Below are 20,445 nucleotides of genomic sequence, written 5' to 3'. Positions count from 1 at the left end.
GCCGCCCTGTCCGCCTCGGCCACGCCGGCCACCGCGGTCCCCCTGCCCGCCACCGGGGCGTGGCGGGAGGGGGACCCGCCCGGTCGGCGCCAGTGGCACCAGCGAGGCCGGCCACTGGCGTTGGAGGCCGGCGGCGAGCTTCCCCGGGTGCGGCTGGCGTACGAGACGTGGGGGCGCCTCGCGCCCGACCGGTCGAACGCGGTGCTCGTCCTGCACGCGCTGACCGGTGACAGCCACGTCGCGGGCGAGGCCGGCCCCGGGCACCAGGCCACCGGCTGGTGGGACGCGATGGTCGGCCCGGGCCGGGCACTCGACACCGACCGGTGGTTCGTGGTGGCGCCGAACGTACTGGGCGGCTGCCAGGGAAGCAGCGGGCCCGCCTCCACGGGGCCCGGGGGCCGTCCCTGGGGCGGCGCCTTTCCCCGTCTGACCCAACGTGACCAGGTGCGGGCCGAGTCCGGGCTCGCCGACGCGCTCGGCATCGGGCGCTGGGCGCTGGTGGTCGGGGGTTCCATGGGCGGGATGCGCGCGTTGGAGTGGGCGGTCGGCGAACCGCAGCGGGTGGCCTCGCTGTTGCTGCTTGCCTGCCCGGCGGCGGCGAGCGCGGACCAGATCGCCTGGGCCGCCGCGCAGCTCCACGCCATCCGTGCCGATCCCCACTGGCGGGGCGGCGACTACCACGACGCCGGGCCCGGGCGAGGACCGCACGCGGGGCTGGGCATCGCCCGCCGCATCGCACACATCACCTACCGGTCGGCCGAGGAGCTGGAGAGCCGCTTCGGCCACGAGGCCCAGGAGGGGGAGCGGCCCTGGGGCGGTGGCCGGTACCGCGTCGAGTCCTACCTCGACCACCAGGCCGTGAAGCTCATCCGGCGCTTCGACGCGGCCAGCTACGTCACGCTGGTCGAGGCCATGAACACCCACGACATCGGACGGGGCCGCGGCGGTCGGGGCGCGGCCCTCGCCCGGGTGCGGGCCCGGACGGTGGTGGCGGGGGTGGACTCCGACCGCCTCTACCCCCTCGCCCAGCAGGAGGAGCTGGCGGCCGGGATTCCGTCCGCGGACACGGTCCGCGTCATCCGGTCCCCCTACGGACACGACGGGTTCCTGCTGGAGACGGACCAGGTCGGCGCACTGGTTCGGGAACTCCTCGACGGCGTACCGGGCGAGGGCGGCGCGGGTGGACCGGCGTGATCGGTGTGTCCCGGTGCCCGCGGACCGTGCGCTGCTCGGAGCCCGTTCCGAACCGCGCGCTGCTCCCAGCCCGGTCCGGACCGCCGGTGTGACGCGGGATCGGACCGGCCGCCTGGCGGCCGGTCCGATCCCCTCGTGGGCCTCGTGGGCCTCGTGGGCCTCGTGGGCCTCGTGGGCGGTGGGACGGGTCAGACGGCCGAGCGGAAGGCGGGCAGGTAGCCGCCCGACTGGCCGGCGGCCTTCGGGTGGTACGAGTTGTACACGGGGACGGACAGGCTGTGCAGCCAGGAGTCCGCGGAGCAGATCTCGTGGCCCGTGAACTCGTCGACGACGCTGGAGAACGTGAAGCCCGCGTTCGCCGCCTGCTTCGCCAGCACGCCGTTGAGGGTGTCGGAACCGCGGTTGATGGCCGCCCGCTCGGTCTCGCTGAGTCCGGCGATGCAGCTTCCGGCCAGCTTGTAGAACCGGGGGTAGCCGAGCACCACCACGTGCGCCTGCGGTGCGCGGCTGTGGATGTCCCCGTAGAGGGCGGAGAGGCCGCCGGGCAGCGTGCTGTTCATCTTCACGACGGCGGCGTCGACGGCCGCGACGCAGGTGGCCTCGCTGTTGAGCACGCAGGTCTGCATGACGTCGGCGAACCCGACGTCGTTGCCGCCCGCCGTGACGCTGACGAGGGTCGTGGACGCGTCGAGAGGGCCGAGCTGCCCGCTGCGGACGGAACCGGTGGTCGCGCCGGAGCACGCGGTGAAGGAGAAGGAGGAGGGGGAGTTGGCCGCTGCCCACAGGCGGGGGTAGGCGTTGGTGCTGCGACGGCAGTCGCCACTGTCCGAGAGGTAGTTTCCGGCCCCCACGCCGGAGGAGTACGAGTCTCCGACGGCCACGTAGCGGTGGCCTGCGGCGGTGGCCGGCGGGGCGGCTCCGAGGGCCGCGGCGGCCATGGCGAGGACGGTGGACGCGGACAGCGCGATTCTTCGCCAGAGCATGGCGATCAGCCTCAAATCCGAAGCGGGGGAGGTGGGTTGGTTGAACGCGACACTTCTAGCAGGCGGCGATACCGGCTGGTAGCCCTCGGGACGGATGTCGTCCGCTTTGGACTGATGTTTAATTCTCCGCGCGTAGACTCGTCCCGTTTGCGCCACGGGCGCGGCGCGGCGCGACCCAGGGGGTGCGCTCCGGCCGCAGGGTCAACCGGCGGCACGCCGAGGGGGATTCCACGCGGGCGGGTTCCTGACGGGCCGCCCCCTCCCCCGCCGGACCGCCTCGCGGTAAACCATGGGAGAGAGCGCTCCCACTCTGCACCTCGGCCGCCCGACGGCCCTGGCCGCGCCGCCCCGGCAGACGGCAGTTGTAGGGCCGGACCGCATCCGCGAGCCGGAGCGGGGGCGAATGGTCGAACAAGAGCAGCGCCACGGGAAGGAAGCTCCATGAGCGAGGTGCCAGGCCGTGCGATGGAGTCCGTGTGGGACTACCCGCGGCCCCCCTCGGTGGTGCCGGACGGCCGCCGGGTGACCGTCACCCTGGGTTCCGAGGTGGTGGCGGACACGCGCGCGAGCCTCCGGGTCCTCGAAACGACCCATCCCCCGGTCTTCTACCTGCCCCGCCAGGATGTCCGCATGGAACTCCTCCGCCCCGGGGCGGGCAAGAGCCACTGCGAGTGGAAGGGCGCGGCGTCCTACTGGGACCTCGTCGTCGACGGGGGCGTAGTCCCGAGGGCGGCCTGGAGCTACGAACGGCCGCTCGGCCCGTACGAAGCCATCCGGGGGTGCCTCGCCTTCTACCCGTCCCTGGTCCGCTGCACCGTCGACGGGGAGTCGGTGACCGCCCAGGAGGGCGACTTCTACGGCGGGTGGATCACGCGCGAGATCGAGGGCCCGTTCAAGGGCGGCCCGGGCACCTGGGGCTGGTGAGGGACGATCCGGAGCAGGGTGTCGGGCGGCTCCTCCCCCGCCGCCGCCAGGGCGTCGTGCGCCTCTCAGCGCTCGCTCAGGCGTACGGCGAGGGCGGCGATGTCGTCGTCGAGGCTCCCCTGGGTGTACCGGAGAAGATCGCGGTGCAGCGCCTTGAGGAGCTCGCGGGGCGGCGTCAGCGACTGGCGGCGCGTCCAGGCCGCCAGGGGGAAGAACTCGCCGCGCCGGTCGCGGGCCTCGGCGATGCCGTCGGTGTAGAGGAGCAGCAGGTCGCCGGGGGCGAAGGCGCAGGTGTCCACGTTGTAGTGGTCGCCCAGCAGGTCGGCGAGGCTGAGCAGGGGTGACGGGGTCCGCGACTCGACGACGCGCAGGTTCGCGCGGTTCAGGATCAGCGGCGGCGGGTGTCCGCAGTTGAGGACGTCGATCCGCCCGCCGGCGTCCGGGATCTCGACGAGCAGCGCGGTGGCGAAGCGCTCCATCGTCCCCTCGGGGGGAAAGGCTCCGTTGTACCGGGTGCAGGTGGCGTCGAGCCTGCGGGCGATGTCGACCATGTCCGCCTCGCTGTAGGCGGCTTCCCGGAAGGCGTTGACGATCGCCGCGGCCGCCCCGACCGCCGGCAGGCCCTTGCCGCGGACGTCACCGATGAGCAGCCTGACGCCGTACGGGGTGTCGACGGCCTCATAGAAGTCTCCACCGATACGTGCCTCGGCCGCGGCCGCGAGGTACAGCGACTCGATCTCGACGTTCCTGAAGCGGCGCGGCATCGGGCTGAGCACCACCTGCTGTGCCGCGTCGGCGACGAGCCGTACCTGCAGGAGGGTGCGTTCCCGCTGGAGCCGGACATGGCTTCCGTACGCGGCGGCGACGGTGACGGCGATGATCCCCGCGGCCGTCCACCATGTTCCGAGGTCGGGGAAGACGAGGCTGAGGCCGATCATCAGCACCAGGCAGACCGTGCCGAGCAGGACAGTGGGGAGCACCGGCCACATGGCGGCGGCCAGGGCCGGTGCGGCCGGCAGGAGTCGGCTGAAGGCCATCTCCGGCGGAGTGTTGTAGGCCAGTGCGGCGATCACGACGGTCAGGAAGACCGGCGAGAGCCGTACGAACATCCCTGGGCCATAGCGCCGGCGAAAACGAAGCCGTAGCTGTCCAGACTCGATCACACCGGACAGAATATCCACATAAGAGGGACAAAGCGCCCAGAGAGTAGAGTCGGTCACCGAGGGTAGCGAGGCCCGAGGGCGGGCCCGGTGCGTAGCGGGCACCGGGCCCGGGCGGCATCACCGCAGGTCACGCGCTTCGACGGAGCGAGACGGGCGAGCCGCGCCCGGATGCCTGCCCGGACCACCTTGCTCGCTACGCGTCAGCGGATTCCTTTCCGACAGCGCCGCCGGCTTCCTCGGCGCTGTCGGCCCCACCGGCCCCGTCGACCTCCCCGGCCTACTCGACCCCGCCGACGCCTTCGGCCTCCTCGGCCTCCCAGCGCAGCAGGTCGCCCGGCTGGCATGCGAGCACCTCGCAGAGCGCGGCGAGCGTCGCGAACCGCACGGCCTTGGCACGGCCGTTCTTGAGCACCGCGAGGTTGGCGGGCGTGATCCCCACCCGGCCGGCGAGCTCACCCACGGACATCTTCCGCCGGGCCAGCATCACGTCGATGTCGACGACGATCGGCATCAGATGACCTCGTCCAGCTCGGCCTGCATCCGCGCCGCCTCGACGTCGCGGTCGACGGTCTGGACGAGCAGCATGCGCAGCACGAGCACGATGAGCGCGATCCCCAGGATGGCCACGCCGATCCCGCCCATGATGACGGTGACGCCCGGGTCGTCCCGTTGGCCCGGCGCGTTGATGGCCGTCACCGCGAACCACAGGACGGCGGCCGCGACGATCGCGCCGATCACGCCGTCCACGTAGCGGAAGGCGGCGAGGGAGAACACCGTCCCGCGGCGCACCATGGCCACCAACCGCCACACGCAGACCAGGGCGACCTGCGCCACCACCATCCCCAGGGCCACGATCACCCGCAGCGGGGTCAGCGGGAGCGAGCCGTCCTCCGGGTCACTCCCACTGATCAGCACCCACACCATCAGCACCTGCACCAGCACGGTGCCGGCGAACACCACCGCGAGTACGGCGCGCAATGCGCCCACCGCCAGCTTGCCCATGACCCCTCCTTGCATCGACTTACGACCGAAAGCTATCGAATCTCGATAGGTCGAGCAAGGCGGGGATCCGGGAGGCATGCGTACGTCGACAGCAGCGGCTAACGTCTATGGCGACATCGCGTGCCGGTCACCGACCGGGTGAGGCATGGAGGTGTCGGGAGATGCCCTCGGAGGCATTCCTTGTCAGTCGAGTTGAACCACACGATCGTCCACGCCCGGGACAACCGGGAATCCGCGGAGTTCTTCGCGGACCTGCTGGGTCTTGAGATCACCAGCGAGTGGGGGCCGTTCATCGCGGTCGATCTGAGCAACCGCGTCACCCTGGACTTCGCCACGATCCCCGCGGATCGGATCACCCCCCAGCACTACGCCTTCCTGGTCTCCGAGGAGGAGTTCGAGGCGGCGTACACGCGGCTCAGGGAGCGCGGTGTCGAGCACTACGCCGACCCGCACCGGAAGCAGCCCGACGCGATCAACCACCAGGACGGCGGCCGCGGCGTGTACTTCGTCGACCCCGCGGGTCATTTCATGGAGCTGATCACCGTGCCGTACGGCGGGCTGCCCGCGTAGAGCGCCGCGCCCCGCGCGGCCCTCGGCCACACCCGCGTCCGCGATTCACCCGGTGACAGCGGCGGGCGCGTCGTCCCAGGCCAGCGAGGACATCCTCCAGCCCGCCGGAGTCAGGAGGTACTGGGTGGTCTTGTGGCCGGAGGCCTCGAACCACTCGCCCTCGCGGTAGCCGGAGCTGCGGTACGCACTGAAGCGGTGGGCGATCGATCCGAAGATCTCGGTACGCGCGGAGACCTCCTCCTCGGAGAACTCCGTCAGGGTGCCGTCGGTCAGCATCCTCTGACGAGGCTCGATGAACGCGTCGAGATCGTAGATCACCGGCTCGTCCCCGACGTTGGCGATGATCCTCCCCTGCGGGATGAACACCTCGCGGATCACGTCGAGGTCGGGGCGCCTGCCTCCGGTGTTGGTGAAGGCGCCCATGAACACGCCCATCAGCCGGTCGAGTTCGGCCTGGACGCCGGACGCGGACCCCTCTCCGGCAGCCGGCCACTCCTCGGCCAGGACCGACCAGACCTCGATGTCGTGCCTCACCCCCCGGTACGGCGAATGCCGCCGCAGCACACCGTCGCGCGTCATGCCGAGCCTGCGGGCGGCCCCGATGCTGCGGGCGTTGTGCGCCGCGACCCACCACTCGACCCGGCTCATCCCCCGCTCGGTGAACGCCCAGTCGATCAGGATCCGGCAGGCCCGGTTCACCAGGCCCCGCCCCTCCCCCGCCTTCTCCAGCCAGCAGCCGATCTCGCAGACGCCGGAGGCGCTGTCGAAGCGGGTGAACATGACGCCGCCGACCAGCGTGCCGTCCAGCCAGATGCCGAAGATCCCGCCGTTGTCGGCGGCCAGCCGGTCGGCGTACCGCTGGAGGGTCGCCCTGGCGGACGGCAGGTCCGTGCTGAACGTCGCCCACGGGATCCACGGGTCCACGGCGTCCCGCGCCCGGTCGATGTGGGCAAGGAACTCCGGAGCCTGCCAGGGCTCAAGAGGGCGCAGCCGGGCCTGGTCGCCGATGGCCAGAGTGAACATGTGAGCCTCGCTCCCTCGGTACGTGACAAGCGTTCGGTACGTTACCGTTCGGCCGGTCCGCCGCTCCTGGCCCAGCGGGAGCGGACGTGGCCCAGGTGACGGGTCATGCACGTCTCCGCGCCCCCGGCGTCCCCGGTGGAGGTGGTGATCCCTTCGGTTCGCTCCGCGTCACCTCCGTACGACGTCACGTCGCCGCGCCGGCGGGTGCCAGGGTGTACGTGCGGGAGGACGTGTAGAACGCGAGGGCCGCCCTGCCCTGTTCGCGGGGGCCGTGACCCGACTGCTTGGCCCCGCCGAACGGCAGGTGGAAGTCGACGCCCGTGGAAGGGGCGTTGATCCGGATCATGCCGGTGTCGACGAGGTCGAGTCCGTAGAGGGCCGCGTCGAGGTCGGCCGTGTGGACCGAGGTGACGAGGCCGTACGGCACGGAGTTGGTGATCCGTACCGCGTGGGCGAGGTCGTCGGCGGGGAGCAGCGCGGCGACGGGTCCGAAGACCTCCTCGTCGAGCAGTCGGTGCCCCGGCGGGACCTTCTCGACCAGGGTCGGGGCCGCGTACCAGCCGGGTGTCGTGGGCACGGTGGCGCCGGCGAGGACGGGGAGTCCCTGCCAGGCCTCGACCACGCGCGCGCGTGCGCTCTCGTGGACGAGCGGCCCGCACACGGTCTCCGGATCGGCGGGGTCGCCGACCCGGACGGCCCGGAAGGCCTCGGAGAGGGCTTCGCGCAGCGGGTCCAGGGCGGCCCCGACCGCGACGATCCGGCTGGTGGCGGTGCACTTCTGGCCCGCGAACCCGGCGACGGCGGCGGCGATGTGGGCCGCCGCCTGCCCGATGTCCGCGTCGGGCAGGACGATCGCCGCGTTCAGGCCGCCCATCTCGGCCTGGACGGGGACGCCCCGGGCCGTCGCCGCGTGGACGACGGCCCTGCCCACGGGCGTGGAGCCGGTGAAGGAGACGATGTCGGCCGCGGAGACGAGGGCGTTGCCCTCGGTGGGACCGCCCGGCAGGACGGTGAACACGCGGTCCGGCAGGGCCTGTCGGACGATCTCCGCGAGTCGCAGGGCGCACGCGGTGGCTTCGGGGGCCGGTTTGAGGACGACCGTGTTGCCGACCGCGAGGGCCGGGGCCGCCTTCCAGCTCGGAATCGCGAAGGGGAAGTTCCAGGGTGTGACGAGGCCGGCCACGCCGTGGGGGCGGCGCCGGTCGAGGAGCAGTCCGGGGCCTGCCGCGGTCTCGTGGACGGAGCCGGTGGGCTCGAAGGGTGCCTGGGCGTAGTAGCGCCAGATCGCGACGGTGCGCGCGATCTCGGCCCTGGCCTCGGTGAAGGGCTTGCCGACCTCGCGTACGGCGAGGGCGGCGAGTTCGTCGGACGCGGCCTCCAGGGCCGCGGCGACGGCGCCGAGCGCGGCCGAGCGGGCGGCGGCTCCGGCGCGCAGCCAGCCGGGCTGGGCGGCGCGGGCCCGCTCGACGGCGTCGGCGGCCGCGAAGGCGCCGGGGGCCGGGAGGCTGACGAGCACGTCGGTCGGGTCGGCCGGGTTGCGCGAGACGAGGGTGGTCACGTCGGTGATCACAGGAGGAAGCCTCCGGGGAAGGGGTCGTCCGGGTCGAGGAAGTACTGCGCGGTGCCGGTGATCCAGGCGCGGCCGGTGACGGTGGGGACGACGGCGGGCAGGCCGCCGACCTCCGTACCGGCGGTGAGGCGGCCGGTGAACCGGGTGCCGATGAAGGACTCGTTGACGAAGTCGCGGCCGAGCGGGAGTTCGCCCCGGGCGTGGAGCTGGGCCATGCGCGCGCTGGTCCCGGTGCCGCACGGGGAGCGGTCGAACCAGCCCGGGTGGATGGCCATCGCGTGGCGCGAGTGCGTGGCGTCGGAGCCGGGGGCCGTGAGGTAGACGTGCTTGAGTCCGGCGATCTCGGGCCGGGTGGGGTGCACGGGGCGGTCCGGGGAGGCGTTGATCGCGTCCATGATCGAGAGTCCGGCGGCGAGGAGGTCGTCCTTGCGGTCGCGGTCGAAGGGCAGTCCGAGGTCGTCGAGGTCGACGAAGGCGTAGAAGTTTCCGCCGAAGGCGAGGTCGTAGGTGACCTTGCCGAGTCCGGGGACGTCCACCGCGCGGTCCAGGCCCACGCTGAAGGCGGGCACGTTGGTGAAGGTGGCGGACTTCGCCGCGCCGTCCTCCACCTGGACGTCGACGGAGACGAGACCGGCCGGGGTGTCCAGGCGGACCGTGGTGACGGGTTCGACGACCGGCACCATGCCGGTCTCGACGAGGACGGTGGCGACGCCGATGGTGCCGTGGCCGCACATCGGCAGGAGGCCCGACACCTCGATGTAGAGGACGCCGTAGTCGGCGTCGGGGCGGGTGGGCGGCTGGAGGACGGCGCCGCTCATGGCCGCGTGGCCGCGCGGCTCGAACATGAGGAGGGTCCTGAGGTGGTCGAGGTGCTCGATGAAGTGGAGCCTGCGCTCGGCCATGGTGGCCCCGGGGATCACGCCGACGCCTCCGGTGATGACCCGGGTGGGCATGCCCTCGGTGTGGGAGTCGACGGCGTGGAAGACATGACGCGTACGCACGCGGAGTTCCTTTCGGTCCGGTCGGTGGGTCCTTGGGCGGTCCGGTCAGCGGTGACCCTCGGCGACGGCCTTCTCGGTGGCGGTCCGCACGGCGGTCTCGGTCGCCCCGGTGAGCGGGAGGCGCGGGGGGCGGGTGGGGCCGCCGGTGCGCCCGGCGATGTCCATGGACAGCTTGATGCACTGGACGAACTCGACCTTGGAGTCCCAGCGGAGCAGGGAGTGCAGCGAGGCGTAGAGCGGCCGGGCGGTCGCCAGGTCGCCCGCCACGGCGGCCCGGTACAGCTCGACGCAGCTCGCCGGCAGGGCGTTGGGGTAGCCGGCGATCCAGCCGACCGCACCGGCCGTGGCCAGTTCCAGGAGGACGTCGTCCGCGCCGATCAGCAGGTCGAGTTCCGGGGCGAGTTCGGCGATCTCGTACCCCCTGCGGACGTCGCCGCTGAACTCCTTCACGGCGACGATGCTGCCGTCGGCGTGCAGCTTCGCCAGCAGGCTCGGGACGAGGTCGACCTTGGTGTCGATGGGATTGTTGTACGCGACGACCGGGATGCCGACCCCGGCCACGTCCGCGTAGTGGGCGATGACGGAGCGCTCGTCGGCGCGGTAGGCGTTGGGCGGCAGCAGCAGGACCGATCCGCAGCCGGCCTCGGCGGCCTGTTCGGCCCAGCGGCGGGACTCGGCGCTGCCGTAGGCGGCGACGCCCGGCATGACCCTGGCACCGTCGCCCGCGGCCTCGACGGCGGTACGGACGACCCGGGCGCGCTCGTCGGCGGTGAGGGTCTGGTACTCGCCGAGGGAGCCGTTCGGGACGACGCCGTCGCAGCCGTTGGCGATCAGCCAGGCGACGTGCTCGGCGTAGGCGTCGTAGTCGACGGAGAGGTCGTCCTTGAAGGGCAGGGTGGTGGCGACCATGATGCCGCGCCAGGGGCGTTCGGTGGTCCAGGCGGTGGTGTTCATCTCGGCGACCTTTCGGTGGGGTGTGCGGGGTACGACAGGTGGGGCGGTGGTGCGATGGTGCGAGGAGGACGGGTGCGACGGCTCACGAGGCGGCCGGGTCCGTCGCGGCGTCCGGCGCGGGCGTCGGGTCCGACGGCGGACCGTCGAGCGCGGCCAGTGTCGACAGTGGGACGGGGACGGCGAACGGGCGCCGTTCGGCGGGCGGTTCGGGGGTTCCTCCGGCGGCTGCGAGGCACGCCACGGCCGTCCCGCACATCCGGCCCTGGCACCAGCCCATGCCGGCCCGGGTGAGGAGTTTGACGGTCCGGGCGTCACGGGCGCCCAACTCGGCGACCGCCTCGCGGACCCTGCCCGCGGGGACCTCCTCGCAGCGGCACACGTCCGTGTCGTCGGTCAGCCAGCCGGTCCAGCCGGGGCCGGGGGCGTGCGCGGCCGCCATGACGTCGGCGAAGGCGCGCATGCGGTCCCGGCGCCGCCGGAGTCCGGCGGTCGCACCGGCGCGGGCAGGGTGGCCGAGGAGTCGCGCGGCGATCGCCCGGCCCGCCGTCTCGCCCTCGGTCCTGGCGAGTTCGGCGCCGCCGACGCCTCCGGTCTCGCCCGCGGCCCACAGGCCGGGCACCGAGCTCTCCTGGAGGTCGTCCAGGGCCAGGCCCAGGGTGCCGTCGGGCAGCGACCGGGTGGCGCAGCCGACCGCCACGGCCAGCTCGATCTGGGGCACGAGGCCATGGCCGACGGCGAGGGCGTCGCAGGCGATCCGGCGGCCCGTCCCCCGTACGGGCCGCCATGCGCGGTCGAGGCGGGTCACCGTGACGGCCTCCACCCGGTCGGTTCCGTGCACCTCGGTCACCGCGCTGCGCAGCCGTACGGGCACCCGGTGGCGGGCCAGGGCGGCCGTGTGGACGAGGGCCTCGACCGCCTTGCGCGGGTTGGTGACGAGCGCCCGGGGAGAGCGCGCGTACCGCAGGTACCCCGCCGCCTCGACCACCGCGGGCACCCGCGCACCGGCCGCGGCCAGGGACGAGGCGACGGCGAGGAGCAGCGGGCCGCTGCCGGCCACGACGACGCTGCGGCCGGGCAGGACGAGCCCGGACTTGAGCATGGCCTGCGCTCCTCCCGCGCCCACCACACCGGGCAGGGTCCAGCCGGGAAAGGGCAGGTGGCGCTCGTAGGCGCCGGTGGCGAGGAGCAGGGCGCGGGCCCGGATCCGGACGGGCGCGTCCGCGCTTCCGTCCGTGCCGGCGAGGGCGTGGGCCGCCCATGTGCCGTCGTTCTCCTGGACGACGGACCACACATGATGTCCGGTCAGGTGGTCGGCGCCACTCCCGTCCAGGCGCCGGCGCAGGTCGGCGAAGGCGGCCCAGTCGTGGTGGAGGGCCTCGGGCCGGCGGGCTCCGAGGGCGGGTGCGGGGTGCCGGTAGAACTGTCCGCCGGGCCGGGTCGAGGAGTCCAGCAGGGCGACGGAGAGGCCGAGTTCGCCGGCGGCGACGGCTCCTGCGAGCCCTGCGGGGCCCGCACCGACGACGACCAGGTCGTACGGCTCACCCGTCGGCCGGCCAGGGCCGGCCGTGTCGTCGGGTTCAGACGCCGAGGCGGTCATGGCCGTGGCCCTCCTGGGTGGTGATCGCGTCGCCGGGTCGGGCCTCGACCAGGCAGGCGCGGCGGTTGGGCTCGCCGTTGACGGTGGCGAGGCAGTCGTAGCACTGGCCGATGCCGCAGAACGCGCCGCGCGGGCGGCCGCCGTCCCGCGTGGTGCGCCAGGCCAGGATGCCCGCGCCCCACAGGGCGGCGGCGAGGGTCTGGCCCGGCAGGGCGGGGAGGGGCCGGCCGTCGAAGGTGATCTCGAACGGCGGATCGGGTCGGGCCCCGACGAGGTCGATGGGGGTGCGGGCCACGGGCCCTCCTCTCGTGACGGTGGGTGCGCGCCTCAGGGTGCGGTGGCGTCGAAGCGCTCGGGGCGGAACGGGTGGAGGTCGAGGGGAGGTTCGGCGCCGGTGACGGCGGCGGCGATGATCTGTCCCGTCACCGGTGCCAGGCCGATTCCCGCGCCCTCGTGGCCGCAGGCGTGCAGCAGGCCGGGGACGCGCGGGTCGGGTCCGATGGCGGGCAGGTGGTCGGGCAGGTAGGGGCGGAAGCCGGGGTAGGTGCGGATCGCCCGTACGGTGCCGAGGACGGGGAACAGCCCGGTGGCTCCGGCGGCGAGGCGGCGCAGGACCTCGGTGGAGAGGGTGCGGTCGAAGCCGACGCGCTCGCGGCTGGCGCCGATGAGGACGGGTCCGGCGGGGGTGCCCTCGACGACGGTCGAGGTCTGGAGCGCGGCGGAGCCGCTGGCGACGTCGGCCACGTAGTCGGCGGCGTACACCTTGTGGCGGACGACGCGCGGCAGGGGTTCGGTGACGAGGACGAAGCCGCGGCGGGGCAGGACGGGCAGGTGGACGCCGGCGAGGTCGGCGACGGCGCCGCCCCAGGTGCCCGCGGCGTTCACGACGTAGGGGGCGTGGAGTTCGCGGGTGGCGGTCCGCACTCCGCGGACCGCTCCGCCCGCGCCGGTGAGGAGGCCGGTGACCTCCTCGCCCGGCGCGAGGCGGACCCGGTCGCCGGCGGCCCGGAGGAGCTGGGCGGCGGCGTGGGCGGGCATCACCTGGGCGTCCTGGGGGTAGTGGAAGCCGCCGGTGAGGCCCGGCGCGAGGTGGGGCTCCAGGTCGTGGAGCCGGTCACCGGGCACCTCGTGCGCGACGACTCCCGCCTTCTCCTGGCGGGCCGCGAACTCCCGCAGCGCGCGCAGTCCCGTCTCGCCGGAGGCGACGACCAGGCCGCCCTTGGCCTCGTACTCGACGGCGGGCGGAAGCCTGTCGGCGAGTTCGGTCCACAGCGCGGTGGAGAGGAGGGCGAGTTCGAGTTCGGGCCCGGGTTCCTTGTCGGAGACCAGGAGGTTGCCCTCGCCCGCTCCGGTCGTGCCGCCGGCGACATGGCCTCGGTCGACGACGGTGACGGAGAGGCCGGCGAGGGCCGCGTAGTGGGCGCAGGCCGCGCCGACCACGCCGGCGCCGATGACGATGACGTCCGAGGTTTCTCTCGTGGGCACGGCAGTAATATTTCACATTGCACAGTCACTGCCAAGACCTTCGCCGAGATCGCCGGGACATCTCCGGTCGTCCACGCGAACGCCCCGGTCCCGCGTGCGCGCGGGACCGGGGCGCCGGTGGCCTCAGGACGAACAGGCCGCCTCGTAGAGGGCGGTGGCGACGGCGAGATCCTCCCAGGCCATGCCCACGCTCTTGAAGAGGCGCGGGCGCCCGGCCGCCCGTTCCGCGCGACCGGTCACCAGATCGGCGAGGTCGCCGGCGATGTGGTCGGGCCCGATCGCCCCTTCGGCGATCGGGACGAGCAGGTCGCCCGCCTCGCGCAGCGCCGCGGTCCGCGCCTCGACGTGGACCTCGGACCTGACCACGAGCGCCGTGTCGGTCTCGCGGGCCGTCGGCTCGTGCGAGCCGACGGCGACGACGGTGGCGCCGGGTGCCACCAGGGTTCCGTCGAAGAGCGGTTCCCTGGCCGTGGTGCAGCAGACCACGAGGTCGGCGCCGGCGACCTCGTCGGGCGTGCCGGTGCTGGCGAGGACGCCGAGGGTCCGCGCGTACCCCGCGAGGGCGCGCCCGCCGACCGAGGCGCGCGCGACGACCACCGCCTCGGCGACCTCGCGGACGGCGAGGACGGCCTCCAGGTGGCCGTACGCCTGGGGGCCCGCCCCGAAGAGCACGAGGCGCAGGGGCCGCTCGGCCGGGGTGAGGGAGCGGACGGCGAGGGCGGAGACGGCCGGCGTGCGCAGCTCGGTGAGCGCGGCTCCGTCGAGGAGGGCGAGCGGCCGGAGGTCGGCGCCGTCGAGCAGGAGGTAGGAGCCGGTGATGCGGGGCAGGCCGCGCGCCGGATTGCCGGGGGCGACTCCGGCGACCTTGACACCGGCGAAGGAGCCGAAGGCCGCCGGCATCAGGAGGAGTTCACCGGCGTCGACGGACACGGCCGTGCGCGGGGGTCCTGCGTCGGGGTCGAGTCCGGCCCGCAGGACGTCGGCGAGGACGTCGGTCACCGCTGCGGGACCCATGAGGCGGGCCATCGTGGCGGCGTCGAGGAAGCGGGGCGGGCTCACAGGAGGAACCCCGCTCCCAGGTCGTCGTCCGGGTCGAGGACGAAGGCGTGGGTACCGGTGCGGTGGGTGGTTCCGCCGACCTCGGTGATTCCCGCCGGCAGGAGGCGTCCGGTGAACACGGTGCCGACGACGGACTCGTGCCGGAGGGTGTCCCCGGTGGCGAGGCGTCCGTCGTCGCCGAGCAGGGCGAGGCGTGCGGAGGTGCCCGAGCCGCAGGGTGAGCGGTCGATCTGCCCGTCGGCGAAGACGGTGACGTTGCCCTGGTGGAGTCCTTCGGGGGTGTCGGGGAGCTCCTCGTACAGGATGACGCCGTACACGTCGTGTCCGGGGAGCGCGGCGCGGATCTCCCGTCCGGCGCGGACGAGTTCGGGCAGGGCGCGGACGGAGACGTCGAGGCCGAGGTCGCGGGCGGCGACGGAGACGTAGAGGGCGCCGGAGTCGGCGAGGTCGGCGTCGACGGTGCCGAACGTGGTGCCGATCTTCACGGCGCGGGCGACGACACGGGTGGGGACGTTACGGAAGGTGACGCCGGTGGTGCGGCCGTCCGCGCGGTGCACGGTGGCGGTGACCCGGCCGGAGGGCACGTCGATCCGTACGGGGATGTCGCCGTCGTCGGGGGCGGGGACGCGTCCCGTGTCGACGGCCCAGGCGCCGAGGGCCATCGTGCCGTGGCCGCAGGCGGTGGAGTAGCCGTCCTTGTGCCAGAACAGCACGCCGAAGTGGGCGCCGTCGTCGTCGGGCGGCACGACGAAGCCGCCGTACATGCCCGCGTGGCCGCGTGGCTCACGGGACAGGAGGCGGCGCAGGTCGTCGAGGGGGCCGGGGCGCGGGTCCGTCCCGGAGCCGCCGGTCGTGAGGGCGGTGGCCCGGCGCTCGGCGACGGTGTCGCCGGGGATCGGGGGCAGGTCCTCGTCGACGATGCGGAAGGGTTCGCCGGCGGTGTGTAGTCGGTGGTGCGGACCGTGTGCGGGGTGGTGCTCACGAAGTACGGCCTCCGGAAGGGGATGTCGGGATGTGCGCCGGGCCGGTCCCTCCGCGGGGAGGGACCGGCCCGGACTGGACGGCCCGGGGGCGGGCCGGGGCGGGTCAGCTGCGGAGGGGGCCCTCACAGCTGAAGCCGGCCGTGCCGGCGACCCTGGTGGACCAGATGTCGATCGGTCCGAAGGAGCAGTTCATGTCGGCCAGGTTGTTGGAGGCGGCGCCGGCGCGGTCGAGGATGAAGTAGTCGACCGTCTCGGACATGTCCTTGAAGTTCTGGTCCGCGCTGGCCGCGTTGGACAGGTTGGCCGTGATCCGGCCGGTGCAGACGAAGCGGCGCTTGCCCGGCTCGCCGTTCTCGACGCAGTCGGGGGTGTTGTAGGTGGCGGTGGCGAAGGTGGACTTCACCGTGGCCAGGGCCGCGTCGCGCAGCTGGGCGTTGGGGGTGAACGTGGTGTGGGGGACGTACAGCGTGTCGACCTGGGCGATCTGGGTGTCGAGGAAGCGGTTGTAGTCGTTCTGGAGGCCCGTGTCGGCGCCGAGGCGGACACGCCAGGCGTCGTACGCCGCGACGTCGTTGTTCCGCAGGTGGGTGTACATCTCCCGGATCAGGGAGGGCTTCTCGTTCCAGAGGAACTCGAAGAACGTTCCCGCGTAGTTGTAGAAGCGGAAGCCGTCGCCGTCGTAGGTGGCGTTGAGGATCTGCCGGAGGTTCATCCGGGGGCCGCCGCCCGCTGTGTCGTTGATGATGCCGCGGACCAGGGACTTGCGGACCTTGATGCCGTCGCTGCGGGTGGCGCCGTCGAAGAACTCGGCGGTGCCCTCGTCCATGAAGGTGGTGCGGTCGCCCTGGTACCAGGGGCCCTCGCCGAAGAAGCCGGGGACGGCGTAGCGGCCGTTGAGGTAGTGGGTGTACTCGTGGCGGAAGAGCTCTTCGAGCGTCAGCGACGAGTCCTGCGGGACACGGCGCTGGTACGTGTAGAAGGTGGCGCCGCGCTCGATGTAGATGCCGCCGTTGTTGGTGTCCATCCCGGTGAGGATGGGGTGGTAGTTCTCGTAGTCGGCCCGCGAGCCGTACAGGACGATGGTGAGGGTGGTGTTGGGGTCGCCGGCGAGCGGCTGCTCGGTTCCGACCACCCGGTGAAACTGCGCCTTGACCTGCTTGCTCGCGTAGTAGAGCTGGTCGACGGTGGCCCGGTCGAGCCCCGTGCGGACCTTGATCGCGCCGTTGTCGTAGGTGTACGTGTACGGGAAGATCTGAGCTTCGATGTCGGCCTTGCAGACGCCGTACGGCCGGCACGCGTCGAAGTAGTTGAGCCAGGAGACGACCTTGGCCCACTGCTGGCTGCCGCGGCCGAAGGTGGTGACGGTCTGGCCGAGCAGGCCGCCGAGTCCGGCGGTGGTCTCCGACCGCAGGCTCGGGATCTCGCCGAAGCGGCCGTACTCGCCGAGGGCGTCGCGGGCGACCCAGTCGTTGGCGGTGCCCTTCAGGTGGCCGTAGCCGGCGAAGGCCTTGAAGACGGCGCGGTACGCCGGGTCGGCGGCGGCCGCGGCCTGGAAGGCGGCGTCCTGGTTGCCCGGGTAGACGCCGAGGTAGTTGACGGAGAGAGCGGCGAGCGCGGCCCCCGCCCAGGACGGGTCGAGGTGGGTGGCGGTGTGCGAGGGGTCCATGGTGGCGAGGACCCGCTTGATCAGGCCGAGCTGGTGCTGCCGGAGTCCGGGGGCGCTGGCCGCGTAGAGGGCCTCGCGCAGGGTGAGGGCGTTGTTCTTCGTGACGTCGAAGGTGCGGGCCGCGTTGCCGAAGTCGGCGACGGCCTGGCGGACGGCGTTCACGGTGGGCGCGTCGGTGGTGTCGATCTCGTCGCGGGAGTAGTCGTGGTACGCGACGGCGTGCAGGTAGGTGAACATCTCCTCCAGGTGGGAGGAGTTGCGGCCGTCGTGGGCGGCGGCCAGGCCGGATATGCGGCGGGCGACGGCCTGGACGTGGGCGTCGGACATGACGGGCGTGAGCCGGGCGTCCCAGGTCCAGATGAGCCCGCGCAGACAGCCGTCGGCGAGGACCGCGGGGTCGGCGAGGAAGTCGGCGAACTGCTCGGGGCCGAGCCCGGTGATCCCGTCGAGCGTGCAGGGGACGCCGGCGGCGGTCGTCATGCCCGCGGCGGAGAGGGCGGTTCGCGCGGCGGTGGCGGCGACCGGGGCCCGGCCGGGGACTCGGCCGGCGGCGAGGCTGCCGGGGGCGGGGGCGGGCCCGAAGGTCTTGCGGGGAGCGGTGGCGAGGCGCTCCACCTCGTCGAACGGGTTGGCTCCGTGCTCGGCCCGCGGGGCCGGGGCGCCGGTCGACGCGGCGGGGAGCGCGGTGGCGCGGGCGTCCGTGTCGGCCGCGGTGGCTCCGGCCTGGCCCGAGGAGGCCAGGAGGGTCACCGCGACGGCGGAGGTCAGCAGAGACGAACGCACACGTCTGTGGATGGACAACAGAACTCCATGAGTGGTGGGGGAACGTCATTGGGGATGACGAGAACTGTTGTGGTGCGCACGGTGTTTGACGGACGTTCATCGAACCGTGTGCGGTGTAACATAGTAATGTGAAATTGCACTGACAACCCCTGTGCGGCCATGAGTTCGACCTCGGTACGCCATGGCCGCCCGGGGCCGCAGGTCAGTGCGCGGCGTCCACTCCGCCGGCGCGCAGGTCGAGAGTCCAGTTCTGGCCGACGAGATCGTGGCCGTAGCTGTGATGGCGCTCCTCGTCGGCGAGGGTGAAGCCGAACCCCTGGTAGATCCTGCGCGCCGCCCCCAGCACGTCGTTGGTCCACAACGTCACCTGCGCGTAGCCCGCCCCGCGGGCGAAGCCGAGGCACTCCTCGACCAGCCGCGTACCGAGGCCGAGCCCCCTGCCGTCCGGGGTGACGAGCAGGATCCGCAGCTTGGCCACCCCCGGCCGGTCCCCCGCGACGAGGAAGACGCAACCCACGCGGCGGCCGTCGACCTCGGCGATCCAGCCCGCCTCGCGGGCCGGGTCGTGCCGGGCGCCGTAGTCGGCGACGATCCCGGCGACCAGCACCTCGAAGTCGGTGTTCCAGCCGAACTGCCGGTGGTACGACTCCCCGTGCGCCATGATCACCCACCCCAGGTCGCCGGGACGGTCGGCGCGGCGCACCACGACCTGCTTCTGATCCTGCTGCGACATGAGCTGCTCTCCCGGCCCCGCGATCGTTCCACCGCGCCACTGAAACACTTGTTTCAGCTAGGCTAACCGCATGCCCCAGGAAGCGCCAAACCCCTCCGCCCGACAGAACGAGCTGCTGGAAGCCGCGTACCGGTACGCGCTCACCCACGGCCTGACCGACCTGTCCCTGCGCCCGCTGGCCGAGGCCATCGGCTCCAGCCCACGGGTCCTGCTCTTCCTCTTCGGAAGCAAGGACGGCCTCCTCCGCGCGCTGCTCACGCGCGCGCGTGCCGACGAACTGGCGCTCCTGGACCGGGCCGGCGCACCCGTTCGGCCTGATGCATCCGATCCGTCCGGTCAGCCCGGTCACTCCGGTCAGCCCGGTCCGCCCGATCAGTCCGGTCAGCCCCCGGGGCTCGTCCCCGCCGTCCGACGCCTCTGGACCTGGCTCGCCGCGAAGGAGCACCGCCCGCTGCTGCGCCTCTGGGCCGAGGCGTACACACGCTCCGTCGTGCAGCCCGACGGGGCCTGGGCAGGTTTCGCCCGAGCGACGGTCGACGACTGGCTGCGCGTCCTGGCAGCCGTCCAACCGCCCTCGGAGAGGGACAGCGAAGCCGGCGCCACCCGCCGCACCCTCGCTCTCGCCCTGCTGCGGGGCGCCTTGCTCGACCTCCTGGCCACGGACGACGAGCAGCGGCTCACCGCGGCCGTCGAGCACCAACTGACCCTGCTGCACGCGGAAGACGAAGCCGGCTGACGGTCGCGGGATCGAGCAGGCGCCCGCCCGCGTTCACCTCCGTCCGGCGCCTGCGGTCATCCCCGTCCGACGCCCGCCCTTCACTTCCGTCCGACGCCCGCGTACATCGCGACGTCCGGAGTCGCGGTCTCCGGCCGCCACGCCGAGCAGGACACCACTCCGGGTTCGAGGAGCTCCAGGCCGTCGAAGTAGCGCGCGACGGCGGCAGGGGTCCGCTGGGTGAGCCGGGGCGTGCCGTGCTCGTTCCAGAACGCCACCGCGGCGTCGACGTCCGCCATGTCGGGGTGCGTGACCGTGTGGGACAGGACGAGGTGGCTGCCGGGCGCCAGCGCGTCCATGAGCCTGCGGACGATCGCGTACGACTCCTCGTCGTCCTCGACGAAGATGACCACCCCGAGCAGCATCAGGGCGACCGGCTGCGCGAGGTCGAGCGTCTTCGCCGCGGCGGTCAGGATCGTGTCGACGTCCCGGAGGTCGGCGTCCAGGTAGTCGGTGCGGCCCTCGGGCGTCCCGACCAGCAGAGCGCGGGCGTGCGCGAGCACGAGCGGGTCGTTGTCGACGTACACGACCCGCGCGTCGGGTGTGACGCTCTGGGCGACCTCGTGTGTGTTGTCGGCGCTCGGCAGCCCCGTCCCGATGTCCAGGAACTGCCGGATGCCCTCGTGCTCGGCCAGGTGCCGGACCGCCCGCCCCAGGAACAGCCGGTCCGCCTTCGCGTACGCACCGATCCCGGGGTGCAGCTTCCGGATCCGGTCGCCGGCCTCCCGGTCGACGGGGTAGTTGTCCTTGCCGCCGGTCCAGTAGTTCCAGATCCGGGCCGTGTGGGGCCGGGAGGTGTCGATGCGCGATTCGATGTCGGTCACCCCGTCAACCTATCGCGGCACTCCAGCAACTACCGTGCTCAGATGGGTCCTTGACCCCCAGTGTTCACGTCGGCGGGAGCCCGGCGACCAGGTGCCGACCGGCACGCCGCTGCCCGGCCCGGGCAGCGGGACTCCCCCACCGCCCGGGCCGAGGCC

The 20,445-nt window shown here is 73.1% G+C and carries 20 protein-coding genes; 4 read left to right on the top strand and 16 right to left on the bottom strand.

The window, feature by feature from the left end; translation table 11 throughout:
• Positions 1-6 precede the first annotated feature (6 nt).
• Positions 7-1,194 carry a homoserine O-acetyltransferase MetX gene (gene metX, locus AMK27_RS04845; protein WP_073902740.1) on the top strand — a complete coding sequence of 396 codons (1,188 nt, stop codon included), beginning with the start codon at positions 7-9 and terminating at the stop codon, positions 1,192-1,194.
• A 188-nt stretch (positions 1,195-1,382) separates the two neighbouring features.
• Here the strand turns inward: metX and AMK27_RS04840 are convergent, their stop codons facing one another.
• Complete coding sequence (locus AMK27_RS04840; protein ID WP_073902739.1) at positions 1,383-2,177, bottom strand: SGNH/GDSL hydrolase family protein; 795 nt, start codon at positions 2,175-2,177, stop codon at positions 1,383-1,385.
• A 441-nt stretch (positions 2,178-2,618) separates the two neighbouring features.
• Between AMK27_RS04840 and AMK27_RS04835 the strand changes: the two genes are divergently transcribed.
• On the top strand, positions 2,619-3,101 hold the full coding sequence (locus tag AMK27_RS04835) for a DUF427 domain-containing protein (protein ID WP_198955793.1): 483 nt from the start codon (positions 2,619-2,621) through the stop codon (positions 3,099-3,101).
• A gap of 65 nt (positions 3,102-3,166) precedes the next feature.
• On the opposite strand, the gene AMK27_RS04830 is transcribed toward AMK27_RS04835, so the two are convergent.
• The 3 genes from AMK27_RS04830 to AMK27_RS04820 form a co-directional block, all read right to left on the bottom strand.
• Positions 3,167-4,210, bottom strand: coding sequence for a PP2C family protein-serine/threonine phosphatase (locus tag AMK27_RS04830; protein ID WP_073902737.1), 1,044 nt, complete (start codon positions 4,208-4,210; stop codon positions 3,167-3,169).
• Between the two features lie 331 nt (positions 4,211-4,541).
• Positions 4,542-4,775 carry a helix-turn-helix domain-containing protein gene (locus AMK27_RS04825; RefSeq protein ID WP_073902736.1) on the bottom strand — a complete coding sequence of 78 codons (234 nt, stop codon included), beginning with the start codon at positions 4,773-4,775 and terminating at the stop codon, positions 4,542-4,544.
• Positions 4,775-5,266, bottom strand: coding sequence for a DUF2975 domain-containing protein (locus AMK27_RS04820; RefSeq protein WP_073902735.1), 492 nt, complete (start codon positions 5,264-5,266; stop codon positions 4,775-4,777). Before AMK27_RS04820 ends, AMK27_RS04825 begins: the two co-directional genes overlap by 1 nt.
• 180 nt (positions 5,267-5,446) lie before the next feature.
• Between AMK27_RS04820 and AMK27_RS04815 the strand changes: the two genes are divergently transcribed.
• Positions 5,447-5,836: a VOC family protein gene (locus AMK27_RS04815; RefSeq protein ID WP_073902734.1), complete on the top strand. Its 390-nt coding sequence runs from the start codon at positions 5,447-5,449 to the stop codon at positions 5,834-5,836.
• 45 nt (positions 5,837-5,881) lie between these two features.
• Here the strand turns inward: AMK27_RS04815 and AMK27_RS04810 are convergent, their stop codons facing one another.
• The 11 genes from AMK27_RS04810 to AMK27_RS04760 form a co-directional block, all read right to left on the bottom strand.
• A complete protein-coding gene (locus tag AMK27_RS04810; protein WP_073902733.1) occupies positions 5,882-6,859 on the bottom strand; it encodes a GNAT family N-acetyltransferase in 978 nt (325 codons plus the stop codon).
• Between the two features lie 184 nt (positions 6,860-7,043).
• Positions 7,044-8,429, bottom strand: a complete 1,386-nt coding sequence (locus AMK27_RS04805; RefSeq protein ID WP_107425472.1) for an aldehyde dehydrogenase family protein — start codon at positions 8,427-8,429, stop codon at positions 7,044-7,046.
• Positions 8,426-9,430 carry a proline racemase family protein gene (locus AMK27_RS04800; RefSeq protein ID WP_073902732.1) on the bottom strand — a complete coding sequence of 335 codons (1,005 nt, stop codon included), beginning with the start codon at positions 9,428-9,430 and terminating at the stop codon, positions 8,426-8,428. The genes AMK27_RS04805 and AMK27_RS04800 overlap by 4 nt, the downstream gene beginning before the upstream one ends.
• Before the next feature lie 45 nt (positions 9,431-9,475).
• Entirely contained in the window at positions 9,476-10,384 is a 909-nt protein-coding gene (locus AMK27_RS04795) for a dihydrodipicolinate synthase family protein (protein ID WP_073902731.1), read from the bottom strand.
• An 82-nt stretch (positions 10,385-10,466) separates the two neighbouring features.
• The gene (locus AMK27_RS04790; RefSeq protein WP_073902730.1) at positions 10,467-11,981 is read right to left on the bottom strand and encodes an FAD/NAD(P)-dependent oxidoreductase; all 1,515 of its coding nucleotides are present in this window, start codon (positions 11,979-11,981) and stop codon (positions 10,467-10,469) included.
• Positions 11,962-12,276, bottom strand: a complete 315-nt coding sequence (locus AMK27_RS04785) for a (2Fe-2S)-binding protein (RefSeq protein ID WP_073902729.1) — start codon at positions 12,274-12,276, stop codon at positions 11,962-11,964. The genes AMK27_RS04790 and AMK27_RS04785 overlap by 20 nt, the downstream gene beginning before the upstream one ends.
• A 32-nt stretch (positions 12,277-12,308) precedes the next feature.
• Positions 12,309-13,466, bottom strand: coding sequence for an NAD(P)/FAD-dependent oxidoreductase (locus AMK27_RS04780; protein WP_073902728.1), 1,158 nt, complete (start codon positions 13,464-13,466; stop codon positions 12,309-12,311).
• 123 nt (positions 13,467-13,589) lie between these two features.
• A complete protein-coding gene (locus tag AMK27_RS04775; RefSeq protein ID WP_073902727.1) occupies positions 13,590-14,525 on the bottom strand; it encodes an ornithine cyclodeaminase family protein in 936 nt (311 codons plus the stop codon).
• Complete coding sequence (locus AMK27_RS04770; protein ID WP_073903953.1) at positions 14,522-15,445, bottom strand: proline racemase family protein; 924 nt, start codon at positions 15,443-15,445, stop codon at positions 14,522-14,524. The genes AMK27_RS04775 and AMK27_RS04770 overlap by 4 nt, the downstream gene beginning before the upstream one ends.
• Positions 15,446-15,611: 166 nt before the next feature.
• Entirely contained in the window at positions 15,612-17,957 is a 2,346-nt protein-coding gene (locus tag AMK27_RS04765) for a collagenase (RefSeq protein WP_241847300.1), read from the bottom strand.
• Between the two features lie 202 nt (positions 17,958-18,159).
• Entirely contained in the window at positions 18,160-18,690 is a 531-nt protein-coding gene (locus AMK27_RS04760) for a GNAT family N-acetyltransferase (protein ID WP_073902725.1), read from the bottom strand.
• 70 nt (positions 18,691-18,760) lie between these two features.
• On the opposite strand from AMK27_RS04760, the gene AMK27_RS04755 reads away from it, so the two are divergent.
• On the top strand, positions 18,761-19,426 hold the full coding sequence (locus tag AMK27_RS04755; protein WP_073902724.1) for a TetR/AcrR family transcriptional regulator: 666 nt from the start codon (positions 18,761-18,763) through the stop codon (positions 19,424-19,426).
• 80 nt (positions 19,427-19,506) lie between these two features.
• Here AMK27_RS04755 and AMK27_RS04750 read toward each other — a convergent pair whose 3' ends face one another.
• Positions 19,507-20,289: an SAM-dependent methyltransferase gene (locus AMK27_RS04750; RefSeq protein WP_073902723.1), complete on the bottom strand. Its 783-nt coding sequence runs from the start codon at positions 20,287-20,289 to the stop codon at positions 19,507-19,509.
• Positions 20,290-20,445: the final 156 nt, after the last annotated feature.

It is taken from the genome of Streptomyces sp. CB02009 (assembly GCF_001905825.1).
GTDB lineage: Bacteria > Actinomycetota > Actinomycetes > Streptomycetales > Streptomycetaceae > Streptomyces.
The sequence above is the reverse complement of the archived record's forward strand: the minus strand, read 5'-3'. Positions and strand labels throughout refer to the sequence as shown.

Coding starts and splice junctions, on each gene's coding strand:
- AMK27_RS04840 (WP_073902739.1), bottom strand. CDS start 2,177: ATGCTCTGGCGAAGAATCGCGCTGTCCGCGTCCACCGTCCTCGCCATG.
- AMK27_RS04755 (WP_073902724.1), top strand. CDS start 18,761: ATGCCCCAGGAAGCGCCAAACCCCTCCGCCCGACAGAACGAGCTGCTG.
- AMK27_RS04790 (WP_073902730.1), bottom strand. CDS start 11,981: ATGACCGCCTCGGCGTCTGAACCCGACGACACGGCCGGCCCTGGCCGG.
- AMK27_RS04830 (WP_073902737.1), bottom strand. CDS start 4,210: ATGTTCGTACGGCTCTCGCCGGTCTTCCTGACCGTCGTGATCGCCGCA.
- AMK27_RS04825 (WP_073902736.1), bottom strand. CDS start 4,775: ATGCCGATCGTCGTCGACATCGACGTGATGCTGGCCCGGCGGAAGATG.
- AMK27_RS04810 (WP_073902733.1), bottom strand. CDS start 6,859: ATGTTCACTCTGGCCATCGGCGACCAGGCCCGGCTGCGCCCTCTTGAG.
- AMK27_RS04835 (WP_198955793.1), top strand. CDS start 2,619: ATGAGCGAGGTGCCAGGCCGTGCGATGGAGTCCGTGTGGGACTACCCG.
- AMK27_RS04820 (WP_073902735.1), bottom strand. CDS start 5,266: ATGGGCAAGCTGGCGGTGGGCGCATTGCGCGCCGTACTCGCGGTGGTG.
- AMK27_RS04760 (WP_073902725.1), bottom strand. CDS start 18,690: ATGTCGCAGCAGGATCAGAAGCAGGTCGTGGTGCGCCGCGCCGACCGT.
- AMK27_RS04795 (WP_073902731.1), bottom strand. CDS start 10,384: ATGAACACCACCGCCTGGACCACCGAACGCCCCTGGCGCGGCATCATG.